The sequence below is a fragment of the Enterococcus sp. GC34 genome (genome assembly GCF_040886645.1).
Lineage (GTDB): Bacteria > Bacillota > Bacilli > Lactobacillales > Enterococcaceae > Enterococcus > Enterococcus faecalis.
Genome location: NZ_JBFOEF010000003.1, coordinates 157,324 through 176,592 on the forward strand (window position 1 = coordinate 157,324; position 19,269 = coordinate 176,592).

Annotated in this window: 17 protein-coding genes; 4 read left to right on the forward strand and 13 right to left on the reverse strand. The window is 37.3% G+C overall.

Translation table 11 applies throughout. The features are described 5' to 3' along the window. Nucleotides 1–54 precede the first annotated feature (54 nt). The 4 genes from AB3I72_RS04445 to AB3I72_RS04460 all read right to left on the reverse strand — a co-directional run bounded on the left by AB3I72_RS04445 (nucleotide 55) and on the right by AB3I72_RS04460 (nucleotide 5,216). Complete coding sequence (locus AB3I72_RS04445) at nucleotides 55–2,664, reverse strand: ATP-dependent RecD-like DNA helicase (protein WP_061101072.1); 2,610 nt, start codon at nucleotides 2,662–2,664, stop codon at nucleotides 55–57. Between the two features lie 26 nt (nucleotides 2,665–2,690). Then, nucleotides 2,691–3,335 carry a histidine phosphatase family protein gene (locus AB3I72_RS04450; RefSeq protein WP_061101071.1) on the reverse strand — a complete coding sequence of 215 codons (645 nt, stop codon included), beginning with the start codon at nucleotides 3,333–3,335 and terminating at the stop codon, nucleotides 2,691–2,693. Nucleotides 3,336–3,551: 216 nt separating this feature from the next. Further along, nucleotides 3,552–4,058, reverse strand: coding sequence for a tRNA (uridine(34)/cytosine(34)/5-carboxymethylaminomethyluridine(34)-2'-O)-methyltransferase TrmL (gene trmL, locus AB3I72_RS04455; protein ID WP_002356493.1), 507 nt, complete (start codon nucleotides 4,056–4,058; stop codon nucleotides 3,552–3,554). A gap of 312 nt (nucleotides 4,059–4,370) precedes the next feature. Further along, complete coding sequence (locus tag AB3I72_RS04460; protein ID WP_002362280.1) at nucleotides 4,371–5,216, reverse strand: methyltransferase domain-containing protein; 846 nt, start codon at nucleotides 5,214–5,216, stop codon at nucleotides 4,371–4,373. Between the two features lie 129 nt (nucleotides 5,217–5,345). On the opposite strand from AB3I72_RS04460, the gene cutC reads away from it, so the two are divergent. After that, nucleotides 5,346–5,975 carry a copper homeostasis protein CutC gene (gene cutC / locus AB3I72_RS04465; RefSeq protein ID WP_061101070.1) on the forward strand — a complete coding sequence of 210 codons (630 nt, stop codon included), beginning with the start codon at nucleotides 5,346–5,348 and terminating at the stop codon, nucleotides 5,973–5,975. A 117-nt stretch (nucleotides 5,976–6,092) separates the two neighbouring features. Here the strand turns inward: cutC and mgtE are convergent, their stop codons facing one another. The 4 genes from mgtE to AB3I72_RS04485 are packed head-to-tail and all read right to left on the reverse strand — an operon-like array spanning nucleotide 6,093 to nucleotide 9,870. After that, on the reverse strand, nucleotides 6,093–7,454 hold the full coding sequence (mgtE, locus tag AB3I72_RS04470) for a magnesium transporter (protein WP_002362548.1): 1,362 nt from the start codon (nucleotides 7,452–7,454) through the stop codon (nucleotides 6,093–6,095). Between the two features lie 30 nt (nucleotides 7,455–7,484). Then, entirely contained in the window at nucleotides 7,485–8,378 is an 894-nt protein-coding gene (locus tag AB3I72_RS04475) for an RluA family pseudouridine synthase (protein WP_368023618.1), read from the reverse strand. Between the two features lie 7 nt (nucleotides 8,379–8,385). Further along, nucleotides 8,386–9,183, reverse strand: a complete 798-nt coding sequence (locus AB3I72_RS04480) for an NAD kinase (RefSeq protein WP_002356486.1) — start codon at nucleotides 9,181–9,183, stop codon at nucleotides 8,386–8,388. Nucleotides 9,184–9,195: 12 nt separating this feature from the next. After that, nucleotides 9,196–9,870, reverse strand: coding sequence for a GTP pyrophosphokinase family protein (locus AB3I72_RS04485; RefSeq protein WP_002356484.1), 675 nt, complete (start codon nucleotides 9,868–9,870; stop codon nucleotides 9,196–9,198). 196 nt (nucleotides 9,871–10,066) lie between these two features. Between AB3I72_RS04485 and AB3I72_RS04490 the strand changes: the two genes are divergently transcribed. Both AB3I72_RS04490 and AB3I72_RS04495 read left to right on the forward strand, forming a co-directional pair. After that, nucleotides 10,067–10,645: a CYTH domain-containing protein gene (locus tag AB3I72_RS04490; RefSeq protein ID WP_002356483.1), complete on the forward strand. Its 579-nt coding sequence runs from the start codon at nucleotides 10,067–10,069 to the stop codon at nucleotides 10,643–10,645. Nucleotides 10,646–10,708: 63 nt separating this feature from the next. Next, nucleotides 10,709–11,368: a ClpXP adapter SpxH family protein gene (locus AB3I72_RS04495; protein WP_002356482.1), complete on the forward strand. Its 660-nt coding sequence runs from the start codon at nucleotides 10,709–10,711 to the stop codon at nucleotides 11,366–11,368. Nucleotides 11,369–11,459: 91 nt separating this feature from the next. Here AB3I72_RS04495 and pepF read toward each other — a convergent pair whose 3' ends face one another. The 4 genes from pepF to spxA all read right to left on the reverse strand — a co-directional run bounded on the left by pepF (nucleotide 11,460) and on the right by spxA (nucleotide 15,990). Next, a complete protein-coding gene (gene pepF, locus AB3I72_RS04500) occupies nucleotides 11,460–13,271 on the reverse strand; it encodes an oligoendopeptidase F (RefSeq protein WP_368023619.1) in 1,812 nt (603 codons plus the stop codon). Nucleotides 13,272–13,318: 47 nt separating this feature from the next. Beyond that, nucleotides 13,319–14,497: a competence protein CoiA gene (locus tag AB3I72_RS04505; protein WP_061101069.1), complete on the reverse strand. Its 1,179-nt coding sequence runs from the start codon at nucleotides 14,495–14,497 to the stop codon at nucleotides 13,319–13,321. Nucleotides 14,498–14,586: 89 nt separating this feature from the next. Further along, nucleotides 14,587–15,249, reverse strand: coding sequence for an adaptor protein MecA (locus AB3I72_RS04510; RefSeq protein ID WP_002356478.1), 663 nt, complete (start codon nucleotides 15,247–15,249; stop codon nucleotides 14,587–14,589). A 342-nt stretch (nucleotides 15,250–15,591) separates the two neighbouring features. After that, a complete protein-coding gene (gene spxA, locus AB3I72_RS04515) occupies nucleotides 15,592–15,990 on the reverse strand; it encodes a transcriptional regulator SpxA (RefSeq protein ID WP_002356477.1) in 399 nt (132 codons plus the stop codon). Between the two features lie 359 nt (nucleotides 15,991–16,349). Here spxA and trpS point away from each other — a divergent pair, with 359 nt between their 5' ends. After that, entirely contained in the window at nucleotides 16,350–17,360 is a 1,011-nt protein-coding gene (gene trpS / locus AB3I72_RS04520; protein ID WP_002359559.1) for a tryptophan--tRNA ligase, read from the forward strand. A 44-nt stretch (nucleotides 17,361–17,404) separates the two neighbouring features. On the opposite strand, the gene AB3I72_RS04525 is transcribed toward trpS, so the two are convergent. Beyond that, a complete protein-coding gene (locus tag AB3I72_RS04525) occupies nucleotides 17,405–19,120 on the reverse strand; it encodes an ABC transporter ATP-binding protein (RefSeq protein ID WP_176944517.1) in 1,716 nt (571 codons plus the stop codon). Nucleotides 19,121–19,269 lie beyond the last annotated feature (149 nt).

The window sequence follows — 19,269 nt, forward strand, 5'->3', positions numbered from 1 at the left end:
AGGTTGAAAAAGAGTGCCATAAGTCGAAACGACTTATGGCACTCTTTCCTCTTCTCACAGAAATTGATAAGGCGTCGTATCCTTCATTCCAATCATTGGATCAACAGCATTTGTTTGAATAATTTCGACTGTTAGTCGTGGTTCTTTTGGTAATGATTCTTCGACAACTTTTGTCGCTTTATTTACTGTTTCTGGGGTTGATTCTTCCCCTTCATCAGCAAATAGTGAAACTTCTTGTACTGTTGTTTCAGCTAATTGCTCGTCTGTTTCTTTTATCTGATCGGCTTTCGTTGATTGCTGTTCAGTTTCATAAGAGACAGCTTTTGTTTCCGTTTCAGTAAATGGATGGTCTGCCGTTAAACCTTCTTCATAGGCTTCTAACTGGGTTCTAGTCGTTAAGGTCATTTGTTCTGCGTTCACGATTCGTTCTTTTAGCATCGTCATGCGACTAGCCGATTCGTTTTTGACACATGTTTCAAAAGCAGAAACCTCACCTAGTAGAATTAATAATTCTTTACTACGTGTCACTGCTGTATACAACAAATTTCGTTGCAGCATTCGGCTATACTGATGAACCATTGGCAGTAACACCATGCGGAATTCACTACCTTGCGCTTTATGAATCGAACAACAATAGGATAACGTAATTTTATTCCATTCATTTCTTTTATACGTTACTTCATTATTATCAAACTGTAAAACCAACTCGTCCACTTTGTCCTCTGAGTCTTTGGCTAAAGTAATTCCGACGATTTCTCCCATATCTCCATTGAACACATTTAATTCTGGCGTATTGACTAGTTGCAAAACTTTGTCCCCAATCCGATAGACGGTATCATTCCATTTGACTTCTTTTTTCTTACCATCATTTGGATTGAAGATTTCTTGCATCATCTTATTCAAGGCATCAATGCCGGCTGCGCCACGATACATTGGCGCTAAAACTTGGATATCTTGTGGCGTAAACCCTTTTGCTTTTGCCTTTGTGACGATTTGTCGAATGTATTCTTCGATATGACCAATATCACTTGCAAAGAACGAGCGATCCTTTTGATTTTTTTGAAAATCAGCAGGCAACTTTCCTTCTTTAATTTCATGGGCAAGAGGAATAATACTTGAACCGTCTCCTTGACGATAAATTTCGTTTAGCTCACATTTGGGAATTTCGTTAATTTGCAATAAGTCATGTAAGACTTGACCTGGACCGACAGACGGTAGCTGGTCCTTATCACCAACAAAAATCACTTGCATGTTTGTCGGAATAGCTTTTAATAACGTATTGGCTAACCAAGTATCCACCATTGACATTTCATCTACAATTAACAAACCACCTTCTAATTCTTTGGCGGTTAAACTCGGATTTTTTTCACGACCTGTCAAGCCTAACAAACGATGGATGGTACTTGCAGGTAAACCTGTCGTTTCGTTCATACGTTTCGCTGCTCGCCCAGTTGGCGCCGCTAGCAAGATTGGAAACATCTCCTGCGTATAGTCTTTGAGATCTAATGAAAGACCATTTAGTTCCGCAAACAATGAGACAATCCCATTGATAACAGTTGTTTTCCCTGTTCCGGGCCCTCCAGTTAAAATAAATAACGGCGATTTAATCGCTTCTTCAATCGCTGCTTGTTGCGAGTCGCCATACTGAATATTTAAACGTTTCTCAATCATTCGGATATTTTTTTGGACTTCTTCTTCCTCGTAATGAATTTCTTTTTTACGAGAAAGTAAACGCTGAATCGAAGTACCAATGCCCCATTCAGAAAAATAGAGACTGTTCTCAAAAAGTTTAGTCTCTTCTTGTTGGATTTTTCCATGTTCGACTAACGTAATGATTTCATTGGCCACTTGATCAGGTGAGATTTCCACTGGGCGACTTGCTTCCAAGGTCCGAATCGCTTCTTCTAATAAAACATCTGCTTGAACATACGTATTGCCTGAACGAATAGAGTGTTCAAACACTTCATGTAAAATCGCCGCTCGAATTCGAACAGCAGAATCCGCCTGAATGCCGATTTGTTCAGCAATATTGTCCGCTCGTTTAAATCCGACTCCCTCAATATCTTCAACTAACTGATAGGGATTTTCTTGAATCACAGAAAGGGTTTCTTCTTGATACGTTTGATAAATTGAAAAAGCTAACTGACTACCGAAGCCGTATCGATTTAGTCCCACAATCACTTGCTCCATCCCGTGATTCAAGCGAATTGTTTCGACGATTACTTGACGTTTTTTTTCATTTAAAACAGTAACTTCTTCCAAAACACTCGGGTCATCAATAATTCGGTCAATCGCACTTTCCCCTAATACTTCAACAATTTTTTCAGCGGTTCGTTTACCAATGCCAGGAAATTTGTCACTTGATAAATAGTTAACCACCCCACTAGCCGAAGTCGGTCTTTCTTGCTGATAACTATCCACCTGAAACTGTCTGCCATAACGAGGATGGTCCACAAAATGACCAAAGAAACGATAGGGTTCCTCTTCTTGAACTTGGCCAAAACTTCCAGTTACCACAATTTCTTTTTCTAAATAATCTGTATTTGTATCGGTCACATTTACAAGAACGACTTTATAAAAATTACTGGGATTTTCAAAAAAGATTGCTTGTACAGTCCCAACAATAAAGGCTTTTTCTTCGTCCTCACCAAAAAGTGTTACCACTACAAGCCCTCCTTTCTGTTGTGCGCTTATTGTGCTTTTTCTTTAGCTAAAAAAGACGTATCATTCCATAGTGTTAAGTCATACGGCATATCCCTTGTTGCCTCTTTAGTTTCAAGGATTGAGAGGCTATTGTTTAACAGCCCGCCCATTGTCCGTAATTCTGATAATGGTTTACCAGCCATCGCTTGGATTGCCGCTGTCAAGGCTGCTCCGTGTCCGACAAATAGAACTGGACCTTCGTGTTGCTTCGCCGCTTCAGCAACTGTATCTGAAATCCGTTGAATCGCTTGCTCGATTGGTTCACCATCAAAAATTGTTGGATCATACAAATCTAAACGATGCCGTAAATGATCTAATTCTTCTCCATAAAAATTACGCATTTCTTCAATATATTGTCCTTCTAGACGACCTAAACCTAATTCTTTTAAGGTATCTGTATAAACAATTTCAACTGGATGAGTCAATTCTTGTTGAATTCCTCGCGCAGTATTTTTGGCACGTAATAGCGGACTAGAATAAATTTTTTCAAACGGAATATCTTGTAAATATTGGCCTAATTGTTTAATTTCGTCATAACTAGTTGGTAATAATGGCGAATCTCCTGTCATTCCTTGAAATCGTTTCTGTTGATTCCATTCAGTTTTTCCATGTCGTGTAAAATATAATTTCATGTAACTTCTCCAAACTTCTTTATCTCTTCATATGTCTTTCTAGTTTATCACTTCCCTGCGAAAATATCCATGGAAGTTTCTAGTAATCCAAGCAAAATAAGCCTAGAACAAAAATCTAAATTGTTTTTTGTTCTAGGCTTGGAAATTAGGCAACGGTAAAAATAAAACCACTTTCTTCTGACTTTTTTGAAAAAAGCGCTATTGGTTTAACTTTTTTTAATCCAATTTATCATTTTCATAATGATGCGTCAGTTCTAAGTTCGGAAAATTTTGCTGACGTAAGGCTTCATAAACAATTAGTGCGGCAGTGTTAGAAAGATTCAGTGAGCGCACATGTTCATCATTCATAGGAATTCGGATACACTTTTCTTCGTTTTCTCGCATAAACGTTTCTGGTAAGCCCGTTGTTTCTTTTCCAAAAAGGAAATAATGGTCCTCGCCATCATTATAATTGACCTCGCTGTACGTTTGGTGAGCAAATTTGGTTACTAAATGCAAGTGTTTGCCTGCCACATGGGCTAAAAAGGCAGCCAAATCTTTATGATACGTAATATTTACATCATTCCAATAATCTAATCCGGCACGTTTTAAGTGTTTATCATCTGTTGAAAATCCTAAAGGTTCAATTAAATGCAACGGTGTATTCGTCGCTGCACATGTCCGTGCAATATTTCCAGTATTTGCTGGAATTTGTGGTTCAAATAAAACAATATGGTTCGTCAACTATCTTCAGCTCCTCAAATATCAATCGTGTTCATTTTAGCATAAATTCAAAATAAATAGCGCCCACAATACTTATTTTCAAAAAAAAACCGCATGACGCGATGATGTCAGGCGGCAGCTATTCTAACCAATAAAAAAAACGTACCGTCTCGGTGTCTAGCACGGCGAGTCGTTACGTTAGTGAAGGTCTCTTCACTAACTTTTATCAGAACAGGACCCTGATAAAAACCAATGAAAAAACAACTTGTAAGTAATATAACACCAATGTCACTTTATTGCAAGACTTTTTTAGGATTTTCTTCACAAAAAAGTCTATCTTTTACGACCTACTAACAAGCGGACGTCAATCGTGATTTTTTCCAATGGTCGCTGTTGTAGCTCGGCTTTAACTTCTTGAGAAACTTGCCACTCTAATGGCGACATTTCTAATAAATCCAACCGTCTTTCCTCCGGAATGTCAAAGCAATAAGTTATTCGTTCATCTACTTCTACTGCTAATTCCTCGGCAAAACGTTGGACTACTTTTTGATTGGAATAACTTTGTTTCTTTTCGTCATTGGGATAAAAAGCCGCTCGTAATTCCTTTAAGTAATTCTCTTCAGGAATAATTTTAATCACAGTCCCATCAGCTTTTAGTACTCGCCGAAATTCTTGATAATGTGAAGGAGAAAAAATATTCAAAATCGTATCAAGCCCTTCATTCGCAAATGGCAAATTCGTTAAATCCGCCACACACCAAAACGCATCAATTGGCTGATTACTTGCTAAATAGATTCCTTCCTTTGATAAATCAAACCCGATTTTCAGTCCAGATAAGCCTGCTTGACTTAACTCAGCTAGAAAACTCCCTTCACCACAACCAACATCGACTACTGTTTTATTTTGAGGAAGATAGTGCATAATTTTGTTTAAAACAGGCGCGTACATGCCACTTTGAATCATTTTTCCTCGAGAAGTAAACATTTTTTTATTATATTCTGTCTGAACGCCATGATTTAGAAAGTATAGCGTGCCTTTCTTGGATAAATCAAATTGATGCCTCTGTTGACAAATCAGACCAACCCCTTCTACATGCATTGGTTCATGACAAGTTGGACAGCGAAATACGGCTGCTTCTTTTTTCAATAATTGTTGTGCTCGTTCAATTTTCTTTAACATTTAAAACTCCTTACGTTCATCAAATGAACATTTTCTCTTATAAAAAGTTGCACTCTTTTTTTCAGGGCTATGGTAGTAAGCAGAATTATGGTACAATGCCTGTGAAGAAAAAGCAAGGAGCGATAAGAAATGATTAAAGAATTCTGTGCTGAAAATTTCACTAAGATTCCCCAAGCCATTCAAAAAGGTGCAAATCGCATCGAATTATGCGATAACTTAGCCGTAGGTGGAACGACGCCAAGTACTGGTGTTATTGAAGAAGTCTTAGCATACGCTGGCGAACATTCTGTACCAGTGATGACAATCATTCGTCCTCGTGGCGGTAATTTTGTCTATAATGATATTGAATTAAAAATTATGCATACCGATTTAATCGAAGCAAAGAAATTAGGAACCGACGGCATTGTTATTGGCTGTTTAACTGAGGACGGTTGGTTAGATGAAGAAGCTTTGGACTTATTCATTGAAACAGCTGAAGGCTTGCAAATCACTTTCCATATGGCTTTTGATGCCTTGTCGAAAAAAAACCAATTTAAGGCGATCGACTGGTTAGCTGAGCGTGGTGTGACGCGTATTTTAACTCATGGCGGGCCAGCTGGTACCCCTATCGAAGACAACTTTGATCATTTAAAAGAATTAATTGCCTACGCAGATCAACGGATTCTTATTTTACCAGGTGGCGGTATTTCCACAGAAAACGTTCAAACTGTGATGGACACTTTAAAAGTCACAGAAGTCCATGGCACAAAAATTGTTTAATTTCTTGTATCTAAAAAAGTGAGGTAGCCGTCGTATTAACGGCTATCTCACTTTTTTGATTTTGAGCAAACCAACGTATCCTTTTACCTCAGTCTCATGATAAATAAGTGCAATTTTTTAAACAAAATAACGCATAAACATGCTTGCAATATTGAAATAAATTAATACACTGGTTAAATCACTTAAGGTCGTAATAAACGGGCCACTGGCAACTGCGGGATCAAACCCTAATTTATCCATTAACATTGGGATTAAACTCCCTGCTAAATTCGCCACAGTAATTGCACAGAGCATTGCCATCCCAATCACAAATCCAAGCGGAAGATTATGTTGCCACACACCAACCACAATCATAATCGTTAAACCTGTCACAGCCCCCGTCACTAGTCCCGTGAGCACTTCACTTAAGATTAAGCGACCAAAATTACTATCCTTTTCATCTTTCATAGCCAAACGGCGTACCGCGACCGCCAATGATTGTGTCCCAGCATTGCCGGCTGTTCCGGTAATTAAAGAAATAAAAACGGCTAAAATACTCGCTTCGCTAACTAACGACTCATAATTACTGATTAACGAGGCCGTAGACATCCCTAAAAACAGCAGCGTAATTAACCAAGGTAATCGTTTAGAAGCGGCTTTTAAAGGGTTCTCACTAACTTCCTCAACGTCGACCCCGGCTAAACCAGAGTAGTCGCTAGCGGCCTCATCATCGATAACATCAATAATATCATCAACTGTTACAATCCCCAACAAATGATCATCATAATCTGTAACTGGCACAGCTAAGAAGTCATAGTCACGAATTGTTTGCGCGACATCTTCTTGGTCATCGCCAACATGAACTGAAATAACCCGTTCATTCAAAATATCAGCAATCAAGGTATCATCATCATTAACAATTAAATCCCGCAACGAAATAACGCCGACTAAATGATTTTCTTGGTCGACTACATAAACGTAATAGATTGTTTCCGCCATGTCCGCTTGATTCTTTAAGACGTACATCGCAGAACGCACTGTTTGATTCGCCACAATCGAAACAAATTCGGTGGTCATAATCGCCCCAGCAGTTTCATCTTCGTAATGAAGTAACTCTTTAATTTCGCCTGCTTCTTCACTACTTAACAAACTAAGATATTTCGCCTTTTGGCTTTTATCTAACATATTTAGTAAATCCACCGCATTATCGGTATACATTTCAGCTAACATATCTGCTGCATAACTTGGACGCATTTCAGCTAAATAGTCTTTCATATTCTCATTATCTTCTTCGATAACATCAAACATATCCGCTAATTCTTTCGGAGATAGGTAATTGTATAAATGTTGTCGGTCTTTTTCATCTAACGATTGGTAAAATTGTCCTTGTTCATAAATGTGTAACGCTAAAAATAGCTCACGAAATTCGTTCATTTGTTGATTTTTTAGCGTTTCTAAAAGAAGGGCAAATTGCTCTTCCATTTCTTGGCCTTCATTCATCTTACACTTTCCCCTCCTGCCTCTTTATTATTATAACGTATCATCTACACTTTTCATATCCTCCGCTAGTGGGGAAATCAGATGAACCGTTTCTTTGGTAAAAGGATGAGTAAAAATCAGTTCCATGCAATGCAACGCTTGCCGCTCAATTCCTTGATCCATCTCTCCATGATACATCTCATCCCCTAACAATGAACAGCCAATTGCTTCAAAATGTACCCGAATTTGGTGTGTTCGTCCTGTATGGAGCTGAATGCGCACAGCTGCTGCTTGGGCTCCCCTTTTTGCGAGCCAATATTCTGTACTAGCAAATTGACCCGTTTCGATAACTTGACGTTTTAATAAAGAGGACAAGTCGCGCCCAATTGGCTTTTCAATCAATTGATGCTCGTTTAACTGCTCAATCGCTCCACCAACAAGAGCATAATAAATTTTTGTCACCTTTTTTTCTCGTAATTCTTGATTAATTAAAGCATGAGCAAAGCCGTGTTTCGCAAATAACATCAGCCCAGAAGTATCTCGATCTAAACGAGTCACGACATGAATAACTTGATTCACGTAATTTTGACGCTTGTAATAGCCCTTAACACGATTCGCCATCGTTCCTGAAGGATGATACTGAGCAGGTATCGAGGCAATGCCAGCAGGCTTATTAACTACTAAAAAATGATCATCTTCAAACACAATTTCAATCGGTTCATCATCTGTTAATAATGTCTCATGTTCCGCTTCATCTGGAATCGTCATTTTAACGACATCGCCAGTTTGTAAAGGATAGATGGCATTTTGAACGGTCCCATTCACTTGGATTTTACCACCTTGAAATTTCACCTTAGCTAATAACCCTTTTGAAACGCCTTGTTCCTTTAAAAAATATTTCACTTGTTGTGTTGTTTCTTTGTCATATGTCCATTGAAATTCCATCGTTTAATTAATCCTCACCAATAAAGGCATCTTTCACTCGATGCCAAAAATGCATGTGCCGATAAGAGGCAAAATGAATCCGTTCGTCTGCAATTCGATAGCAGACGGAAGCGATATTTTCTTGATAAATATCTAATTGGTCCACCGTGACAAAATAATCATCACTTTCCTGTAATTTAATCTCCAGCCACTCCGTATGGGCGATTACAATCGGTGACCCCAATGTTCGAAAGACACGATTGTTTAAGGAGGCGATTTCGGTTAACTGAAACGCATTAATGCTAGGATGCAAAACAGCCCCACCAATACTTTTATTATACGCAGTAGAGCCAGTGGGGGTCGAAATCGACAACCCATCACCACGAAATCGTTCAAACAGTTCGTCTTTAATAAACACATCGCCTACCATCGTCCGGTTTCCTCGTTTAATTGTCGATTCATTTAATGCTAAAAAATGTTTATCTGGTTTCCCATCTCTAAACCGAATCCGCACATCTAATAATGGATAACTCGTACTTTTTTCACGATGAATACACAAACTCTCAACTAGTTCTTTTAATTCATAATCACGCCAATCTGTATAGAAACCCAAGTGTCCGGTATGTACACCTAAGAAACTTACTTCGTTTAACAGATGATTAAATCGATGAAAAGCGGAAAGAAGCGTACCATCTCCGCCGACTGAAATCACAAGTTCAGGTTGACGATTGTCTATTTGAATTTGGTTTTGCTCTAATAGTGTTGTCAGTTGTTTTGTGACTTGTTTCGATTTTTCTTCCGAGTTATGAACAATCGCCACTTTCATAAGCAGACTCCTTTACTGATTTTCTGGTGTTTCGTTTTTAATTTGCTTATAGTATTCGTTTTCTAGCAATCCACGGCCATGAGAGAAGTAATGTTGTGCTTCTTGAATTTCTTCACGAATAGATGACATTTCTTCATCTAATAAATAGGCTGCCTCTGCCGCTCGCTGAAGGCGTTCTTTCATTTCTTCAGGAAAGACACCTTGATATTTATAATTCAAAGAATGTTCAATTGTTGCCCAAAAATTCATGGAGAGTGTCCGAATTTGGATTTCGGCCAAAATAATCTTTTCCCCGGTGACTAATTGCACAGGATATTCCACTACCACATGGTACGAACGATAGCCACTTTCTTTTTTATTTTCAATGTAGTCCCGTTCTTCCACAATTTTTAAGTCTTTACGATTTCTTAAAAGTGCGACTACCTGGTAAATGTCTTCCACAAATTGGCACATAATCCGCAAACCAGCAATGTCTTGCATTTCTTCTTCAATCCGATTTAAAGGAATATGCCGAATAGCCGTCTTTGTCAAAATACTATCTACTGGTTTCACACGTCCTGTAACGAATTCAATTGGTATGTGTTTATCTTGCTCCCGAAATTGTTTACGAATACCTCGTAGTTTTACTTTTAATTCGCTGACCGCCTGTTCATATGGCGCTAAAAACAGCTCCCACTCTCGTTCCATGGTAGATCCCTCAATTTCCTTGAATTTCATTCACTGATTATTTTACCACAGTCCTCCCTAAAATAGGGTGTTATTCGCTATTTGATTTACAAACGCCTTTCATTAGAAAAAATTTTCACAGAGAAGACCACTTTTCTTGACGGAAACCTATATAATATGTGAAAATTGGAGTGATTTAAGAAAGAGAGAGAACCCCATGAGTGAGCACTTAGAAATTGAATTTAAAACATTAGTTAGTCCGCAAGATTTCAAACGATTAATCGACCATTTTGCTATTCAAAAAACGGACTTTTTTACGCAAACAAATCATTATTTTGATACGGACGATTTTCAATTAAAAGCACAACGAATGGGCTTAAGAATTCGCGTATTAGCAGATCGTGGTGAGTTAACCTTAAAAGTTCCTGCGCCAGAAGGATTATTAGAAATCAATGACCCTTTATCGCTTGAGACGGCGAACCACTTTATCAAGAGGAATCACCTCCCTACTGAGGGGGCTGTGGCGAAGAAATTACAAGAATTAGGTATTGAAATCGCCTCGATCCATTTGATTGGTTCATTAAAAACAGCACGTGCAGAAAAACAAATTCCTCAAGGACTACTTGCGTTAGACGAAAGTTGGTATAACCAACAGCACGATTTTGAATTAGAGTTAGAAGTTACTGAAGCTGAAAGCGGCAAGCAAGCGTTTCAAACATTAATGGCTGATTTGAACATTCCCATTACGCTTGCACCTAACAAGATTCAACGCATGATGCGGACCACTGCCCCTTAGTATTCGAAGCACTGACGTTCTGGCACCTGTATTTGAAAAAGCATGGCATTGGAGGAAGTATGAATGGTTGAAATTTATTTGTTCGTCAATCCTTTAGGCGGCGTCTGTTTAGAAATTGAAAAAGAAATTATACAATTGTCTGTTAACGACAAGAAAAAAATACAATTGCGCTTTATCCCTTTATTAAACATGAAAACGATCAATGAATTTTTAAGTCGTCAACATATTCCAATTAATGACATTAAACGACGGAATCGAATTTTTGAAGATTTATACTCAGCCGCTCTTGACTATAAAGCAGCACAGTTACAAGGCCGAAAAAAAGGCCGACAATTGTTGATTGGCCTACAAAAAGCAGTAGCTGAAGACGGTCTAGCTTACTCTCCTGAGTTATCAGAAGAACTACTTCTAGCGGCCGGCGGGGATATTGATATGTATCGTAAAGACCGACAATCCGATTTTGTCAAAGAATCTTTCCAAACCGACCAAAAAGTTGCTCGAGAAATGGGGATTAAACAACATCCTACCGCAGTCGTTTACAACTATACTTGCGAGAATGATTTCGGCATTTTAGTCGAAAATTTTGAAAACATGGATGAAATTAAACAACTGTGTCGCGTCCATCCACATAACGAACCGTTGCTGGACCAAGGTGACGCAACCTTTGAATTTAAACGTCGCTCCAATTATCATTTTCCAAATGGACATTTACATTTATTATAAAAAAGATGCTGCGAGAAAAGCGGTTAACTGATTATCTTAAGAGTTAAAAAGTGGGCTATAAGTCATTTCGACTTATAGCCCACTTTTTTGTCTATAATTTTTCAACCAAAGCTTCTAATTCCGTTAAACGTTCTTCAAAAACTTTCATTGCATCTTCGATATACGCGGCTTGTGTCATATCCACGCCCGCTTTTTTCATCACTTCAATTGGGAAGTCACTACTTCCTGCTTTCAAGTAGTTAAGGTAGTTCTCTAAAGCTCCCTCTTCTTCAGCTAAAATATGTTTAGACAATGCCGAAGCGGCTGAGAAACCAGTTGCATATTGATAAACATAGTAATTGTAATAAAAATGGGGAATTCTCGCCCATTCGTAACTGATTTCGTCGTCTCTAACTACTTCTGGTCCATAATATTTAGCATTGAGCTCGCCATAATACTCACTCAAATATTCACTCGTTAATGGCGTGCCTTTAGCATCTTCCGTGTGAATAAAATGTTCAAATTCCGCAAATTGCGTTTGACGGAAAATGGTTCCCTTAAAGCCGTCTAAATAGTGATTTAAGACATACGCACGTACTTTAGGATCTGTTTCTGTTTGTAATAAATATTCTGTTAAAATATTTTCATTTGTGGTTGAAGCAATCTCAGCTAAGAAAATTGAATAGTCGCCATAAACATACGGCTGATTATTTCTTGTATAGTAACTATGAACACTATGGCCCATCTCATGGACTAATGTAAATAGTTGATCCAAACTATCATGCCAATTCATTAAAATGTATGGGGCTGTATCATAAGCTCCTGAAGAATATGCGCCGCTTCGTTTTCCTTGATTTTCAATCACATCAATCCAACGATTTGAAAAAGCTTCTTTAACAATAGATAAATAGTCTTCACCTAGTGGTTTTAAAGCCTCAATTGCTTTTTCTTTTGCTTCTTCATAGCTGTAACGAATTGGTGCTTCACCTAGCAAAGGTGCATACAAGTCGTACATGTGTAATTCTTCTACGTTTAATAATTTTTTTCTTAATTTTACATAACGATGTAGCAAAGGTAAATGTTTATTTACTACAGCTACTAATGTTTCGTGAACACTTTCAGGGATATGATTACTTGCTAAAGAGGCTGCCCGAGCAGAATCATAATTTCTAATTTTTGCTTTATAATTATGCGTTTTAACATGTGCACCTAAAGTTGAGGCTAATGTATTTCTAAATTGTTTGTATACTTTGTACAACCCTTTAAATGCTGCTTCACGAACAGATGGATCGACACTTTCCATTAATTGACCATAAACGCCATGAGAAAGTTGAATCGTTTCGCCTTCAGCATTTTGCACAGTTGGAAATTCTAAGTCTGCATTATTTAAAATTGAAAATGTATTACTTGAGGCACCAAAAATTTCACTAGCCCCCGCCAGTAAAGCTTCTTGTTCCATCGATAAAACATGGGGACGTTCATCTAAAATATTTTGAATATAGTGACGATAAACAGCTAATTTCGGCTGCTCTTCAAAATATCCCCAGATTTGTTCATCACTTAATGTTAAAACCTCTGGGTCAAACCAAGAAACAGCTTCACTAACTTGTGCATATAAAGAACTAGCTCTGGCATATAAAGCTTGGTAAGCTGTATTTGTAGTGTCTTGATCATTTTTTAAATGAGAATAGACATATAATGTTTCCACTTTTCGATAGACATCTAAAACGTATTCTAACGCAGCTAGAAAAGCTTCTGCGCCATTCCCTAAGGTACCTTTAAATGACTCTGCTTGATTTAGCTCCTCTGTCAACTGATTATACGCAACATCAAAAGCAGCATCATCTTTAAAAATTTTGGTTAAATCCCAAGTCAATGGAGTTGGAACTTCATCACGTGTTGGTAATTGTTTAATTTCGCTCATAGTTTACTCTCCTTTAAGAAACGTTTTACTCATTATACTATCATAATTTAACACGTGTGACTAAAAAAATGTTGTTTTTTCACTTTTTTTAGCCAATGAACGAGCTTTTCAGGATCTTCTCTTAGGAAAATACTAGTTATTAGGTACTTATTGTTTACTTTAATTAACACATAACATTCTTGTAACCAGCTCAATAAACTATTCCCCACGATTTTAAAAAGCTTTTTTAAGCCAATATTCGGCAGTGGTTGCCAAACAAAGTTCCCTTCTTCCAAAAAACTAGCTTCCAAGATACGCCATAGTTCCTGTTTTGTCACTAAACGCCCTTCTTTGGTTTTTAGTGCTTCCCAAACAAGCATTTTTAAATGAATATCTTCTTCAGAAGAAGGTAATAGCTTCAATCCAGGATAGTAAAACCAAGGAGGTAACTGGAGAAGGTGACAACCTTTCGTGTATAAAAAGCTTTGTGTTCTAAGCAACTGAGCATTTCTGTAACCAAGTTGTTGAGTCAATTTTTGATAATAATCATGCATCAATTGACCAGTATGCCGTCTACCTGGCAGTAAATTTAAATTAGCAGTCGGTAGTTGGATGATTTCTAGTAATTTTTTTTCGTAAAAATCCCATGATTGTTTTCTTCTATAAAATTGTTGACATTGACTCTCTTCAATATGACAAAGTAACTCTATTCGTTCTTGTTTCTTATTGGCCGTCCATAAATAAAATCCCAATGACTCCGAAAAGTAAAGAAATTGTTTCGTTAATTGCGTGAGCTTGTCTTTAGGCACTAATCGTTCACCTAAAATCCAAACAACTTGATAACCATGAGCTTGATAAGTCTCTGTCCGTTCCACCAAACGTTTAATTGGCAATGGGCTACATTGAATTTCAATGGCTATCTTGCCAATGAGTAAATCTGGGCGTTGCTTCAAGGTGGGTAAGTATGCCTCAACTTGAAAGGACAGCTTTTCGCGTAAACACTTTTCCGCAAAAAGCTGCTTCAAGCGGAGGTGTTCTTCTGTTTCAGCTTCTGCTTCGTACCAACAACTATTCTTTTTACGATGAGCAAAATGGGGTATTTTAATGGGGCCTGCCTTCAAAATGACCGATTGATGACACATTGGACACACAAAAGCTTGTTCGCTTCGTATCTGTGTTAATTCATCAATCGAGCAATCGATTAAAGAAAATAATTCTTGGTTGTCTGCCGTTAAAGCTGTTAACATGATTTTCACCTCTCATAAATAAACTACGCAAAGTTTCTTAATTTTCATCAAAAAAAAAAGCAAAAACCCGAAAGTTTTTGCTTTTTTGCTTAATCATTAAAGTAATAACGTGTTAATTCCAGCGCACTGCGTTCCATAATACAAGTGCCATATTCGACTAAAGTATCCTGAGTGACAGTTGTTTTATGAGCGAATTCTAAAATCTGTGCAATTTCATTGTCAACATTTGTTTTTTCTAATTCATCGGTTAAGAACAAAACTTGTAAGTAATAACGATCGTTGTACGTGTATAAGTTAGTCAAAACAGATTGCATGAAGACTTCTTTGGATAATTGGATCATCGCTTCAAAATTATCTAATTCAAAGATTACATTTCTGTTTGTTTCATCTGTGGCTTCCATCTCATCAAGTTCATCGGCGGCTGCTTTGTCTGCTTCAATTTGTTTGCGAATTAATTCGCTAACATCTGCATTGACTTCGCTCAGACCTTCTAAGGAAGACAAGTCGTCCATAGCGACATTTTTACTAATAAACAGTTCTAAGCCATCATTTTTAGGCAAGACTTGGAAAGTGACTGCTTCACTACCTTGGAATTCATCTTCGACATCAACTTCTTCTAAAATACTATAAAAGAAATTTTCAACATCTTTGTGGTTTCCTAGTAAGTCAAGAAAAGTAATCCCTCTATCCGCCAGGTCTTCGTTGCCAATTAACACACGAATCGTATTTTCATTAATATGTTCCATTTCCATAGCGCTACACCTCTCTTTGCTTCAATCAGGAAACTTCTTACGTTCATTGTAGCGAAAACTACACAAAAGTAAAGTGGAAAGTCTGTAAATCCTCGAAAACTAGCGAACGTTTTATAAACTTTGAACTTTTTTAACGATTGGTTTTTCGCTCCTTCTACCTCTTCATCTTAACGCAGTCTCTCCAAAAAAGATACTATTTTTCCTTGACCACGTTCTGCCAAATCGAATGAATACAAGTTCTAAATATGTATTAAAAAGCCAGAGATAAAAATCCCTGGCCCTAAATTCATATGAATCGTTCTTTATTACAATTAACAAATAAAGAACAAAATTTTATATTTTTTATAAACCTGCCATTAATTGTGCTTGGCGCAATTCCAGTTGTCGAACATCTCTTGGTAAGAATCGACGAATTTCATCTTCGTTAAAACCGACTTGTAATCTTTTCTCATCAATCATAATTGGCCGACGCAACAATCCAGGGTTTTCTTGAACCAACTCTAATAAATCTTGAAGTGGAAGCTCGTCCAAATCCATATTTAATTTTTGGAAAACTTTAGAGCGAGTAGAGATAATCTCTTCTGTTCCATCTTCTGTCATGATTAAAATTGCTTTTAATTCCTCAATGTTTAAAGGTTCAGAAAAAATATTTCTTTCTTTAAAAGGAATTTCGTGCTCTTGCAACCAGGCTCTAGCCTTACGACATGACGTGCAACTCGGGGAAGTATAAAGTGTCAACATTGTGCATCACTCCTTTTCGCGAATCATCGCGTTTCTGAAACAGGGAACTGTACTGTTCCTCTATTTAAAACCAGTATACCTAATTTCTAATAAAAATACTAGGGGTTTTTAAACATTTTTTATTAACTTTGTTTATTTTTCCTTCATTACATCCGTGTAAAATTAGGGTTAATTTTTATGAAATTTTATGGATATTCGTTATGATTCTGTAAAAAAGTAATACAGTTTTCTATTTTTATGGTTGCTGTTATAATTTACTTCTCTTGGTGATTTTTCAAGAAGTTCCCATGTATTTTTTTCTAATAAAATGTATAATAGAACTATTCACTATCTTAAGTCTAAAGTCAGGTGGTTATTTAATGAAAACAATTTTTTCTGGTATTCAGCCCAGTGGTACTCCGACAATCGGAAATTACATTGGTGCGATGAAACAATTTATCGAATTACAAAATGAATACAATTGTTATTTTTGTATTGTGGATGAACATGCCATTACCGTTCCCCAAGAACCGCAAAAGCTACGTCAACAAATTCGTAGCTTAGCAGCTCTTTACCTAGCGGTTGGTTTAGACCCACAAAAAGCAACAATTTTCATACAGTCTGAAGTGAGTGCGCATGCAGAAGCTGGTTGGATCATTCAGTGCAATACTTCTATTGGTGAGTTAGAACGAATGACACAATTTAAAGATAAATCGCAAAAAAATGGTCGTGCTGGCGTAAGCGCTGGTCTTTTAACATACCCTCCATTAATGGTTGGTGATATCGTGTTGTACAACGCTGACTTAGTGCCAGTCGGAGATGATCAAAAACAACACTTAGAATTAACACGTGATTTTGTGGAACGCTTCAATAAACGTTATGCCCAAAAAAATCAAGAAATTTTAACGATGCCTGAAGTAAAAATCGCTGAGCAAGGTAGTCGAATTATGAGCTTACAGGAACCAACGAAAAAGATGAGTAAGTCTGATACAAATGTGAAGGGCTTTATTTCAATGCTTGATGAGCCAGCAGTGATTCGCAAAAAAATCCGCTCTGCTGTAACTGATTCAACTGGTGTAATTGAATATAATAAAGAAGAAAAGCCTGGCATTACTAACTTACTAAATATTTATTCTGCTGCGACAGGTCAAACTGTTGAGGAACTTGTTCAAGCTTACGAAGGCAAAGGCTATGGAGACTTCAAAGCAGATTTAGCAGAAGCAGTGGTTGCCTTATTAGAACCTATTCAAGTGCGCTACCAAGAGCTTCTAGCTTCAGAAGAATTAGATATGATTTTAGATGAGGGCGCAGAAAACGCTCGCCAGGTAGCCAACAAAACACTTCAACGAATGAAAAATGCTGTTGGTTTGGGAAGAAAAGTTCGGCGCTAACTAAACATAATAAAAACCCGCGAAGTTTTATTCGCGGGTTTTTATTATGTTCTAAATTGAGCATCGTACAGCCGACGATAATGGCCTCTTTGCGCGTACAAAGTTTCATGTGTTCCATCTTCTAAAATTCCTTGGTCACTAACCACGATTATTCGATCAGCATGTTTAATCGTTGCCAGTCTGTGGGCAATAATTAATGTTGTTCGCCCGTCAGCTAACGAGTTTAATGACTCTTGAATCACTTGCTCTGTTTCTGTATCTAATGCAGAAGTCGCTTCATCTAGAATTAAAATCGGCGGGTTCTTCAAGAACATTCGCGCAATTGCCACTCGCTGCTTTTGACCGCCCGATAATTTCACGCCACGCTCGCCAATAATTGTGTCCAAGCCATCTGGCATTAGCTGAATTACATGTTCTAAATGTGCTAATTTCACCGCTTGTTGAATGTCTATTTCTGTAGCATTTAAATTCCCATAAGCAATATTTTCTCGTAATGTTCCAGGGAATAAAAACACATCTTGTTGAACAATTCCAATCTGCTTACGTAATGAAGCCAAGGTCATTTGCTGGATATTTCTACCGTCAATCGTAATTTCACCACTACTGACTTCATAAAAACGAGGCAACAGATTACACAAGGTCGTTTTTCCTGAACCACTTTGTCCAACGAAAGCAACGGTTTCACCAGGTTGAATTTTTAAATTGATATGGTCTAAAACTTTTGTGCCATCTTCATAAGCAAATGAAACATCTTTATAGGCAATCATTCCTTCTAAATGCGAAACAGCAACAGCTCCTGGCAAATCTTTGATGGACGATTGTTTGTCCATTTCTTCCGTAAAACGTTTAAAACCAGCAAATCCTTTGGGATAGCTTTCAATCATATTGTTGACTTTTTCAATCGGCCGAATAAAAATATTGGCTAATAAAATAAACCCTACAAACTGACCTTCTGTAATTTCTCCTTTAATTGTATAATACGCACCAAAAATTAATGAAAATAAATTTATCAGACGAATTAATAAGTAATTATAGGCGGAACTGACACCCATCACCTTATAAAAATATAATTTCGATTTTCGATACATTTGGTTTAAATAATTAAACTGTTTTCGTTCAAATGGTTCATTTGCAAAAGATTGCGTGACACGTATCCCACTTACTGACGCTTCAATCCCAGCATTAAATTCACCTAAATTATCGTAAATATCCGTATTCGCTTTTGTCATTTTTTTATTAAAATAGCCTAGCGCAATCGTGATAAATGGCAATAAAATAAACGTAGCGATGGCTAATTTCACGTGAATGGTTAACATTAATAAAAAAGAACCTGCTAACGTCATAATCGTAATAAAGACGTCTTCTGGACCATGATGCGCCACTTCCGAAATTTCAAAAAGATCAGTGGTCAAACGGCTCATTAATTTCCCTGTTTTTTGATTATCATAATACTCAAACGGTTGTGTTTGAAGATGCTGATATAATTCTTCACGCATATCTGTTTCAATATTCACGCCTAACATATGACCAAAATAAACCACAATAAATTGTAAAAACGTATTGATTATATAAAATGCAAATAAGCCCGCACTAGCTAATGCAATGAGGCGAAAATCTCCTTTTGGCATAATCTTATCAATTACTTGGTTGACTGCTACTGGAAAAGCCAACTCTAACAGCCCCGCAAAAACGGCACACCCAAAATCCAAAATAAATAATCGACGATAAGGTCGATAATACCCAAAAAAACGCTTTAACATAACTCCTTAACTCTCCCCCTTCATTCTCACTCATTATACGGAAAAAGACGGTCTCTTGCAAAATTCTAACTTCTATCAGAACACACGTTATTTAAGTAACTTTGACTCAAAATCATTTTCACAAACTTTTCATTATCAGAATATTTTTT

Bases quoted from the DNA above. Each gene is read 5' to 3' on its own strand.
- AB3I72_RS04450 (WP_061101071.1), bottom strand. From the start codon at position 3,335: ATGAAATTATATTTTACACGACATGGAAAAACTGAATGGAATCAACAG.
- AB3I72_RS04460 (WP_002362280.1), bottom strand. From the start codon at position 5,216: ATGTTAAAGAAAATTGAACGAGCACAACAATTATTGAAAAAAGAAGCA.
- cutC (WP_061101070.1), top strand. From the start codon at position 5,346: ATGATTAAAGAATTCTGTGCTGAAAATTTCACTAAGATTCCCCAAGCC.
- mgtE (WP_002362548.1), bottom strand. From the start codon at position 7,454: ATGAATGAAGGCCAAGAAATGGAAGAGCAATTTGCCCTTCTTTTAGAA.
- AB3I72_RS04475 (WP_368023618.1), bottom strand. From the start codon at position 8,378: ATGGAATTTCAATGGACATATGACAAAGAAACAACACAACAAGTGAAA.
- AB3I72_RS04480 (WP_002356486.1), bottom strand. From the start codon at position 9,183: ATGAAAGTGGCGATTGTTCATAACTCGGAAGAAAAATCGAAACAAGTC.
- AB3I72_RS04485 (WP_002356484.1), bottom strand. From the start codon at position 9,870: ATGGAACGAGAGTGGGAGCTGTTTTTAGCGCCATATGAACAGGCGGTC.
- AB3I72_RS04490 (WP_002356483.1), top strand. From the start codon at position 10,067: ATGAGTGAGCACTTAGAAATTGAATTTAAAACATTAGTTAGTCCGCAA.
- AB3I72_RS04495 (WP_002356482.1), top strand. From the start codon at position 10,709: ATGGTTGAAATTTATTTGTTCGTCAATCCTTTAGGCGGCGTCTGTTTA.
- pepF (WP_368023619.1), bottom strand. From the start codon at position 13,271: ATGAGCGAAATTAAACAATTACCAACACGTGATGAAGTTCCAACTCCA.
- AB3I72_RS04505 (WP_061101069.1), bottom strand. From the start codon at position 14,497: ATGTTAACAGCTTTAACGGCAGACAACCAAGAATTATTTTCTTTAATC.
- AB3I72_RS04510 (WP_002356478.1), bottom strand. From the start codon at position 15,249: ATGGAAATGGAACATATTAATGAAAATACGATTCGTGTGTTAATTGGC.
- spxA (WP_002356477.1), bottom strand. From the start codon at position 15,990: ATGTTGACACTTTATACTTCCCCGAGTTGCACGTCATGTCGTAAGGCT.
- trpS (WP_002359559.1), top strand. From the start codon at position 16,350: ATGAAAACAATTTTTTCTGGTATTCAGCCCAGTGGTACTCCGACAATC.
- AB3I72_RS04525 (WP_176944517.1), bottom strand. From the start codon at position 19,120: ATGTTAAAGCGTTTTTTTGGGTATTATCGACCTTATCGTCGATTATTT.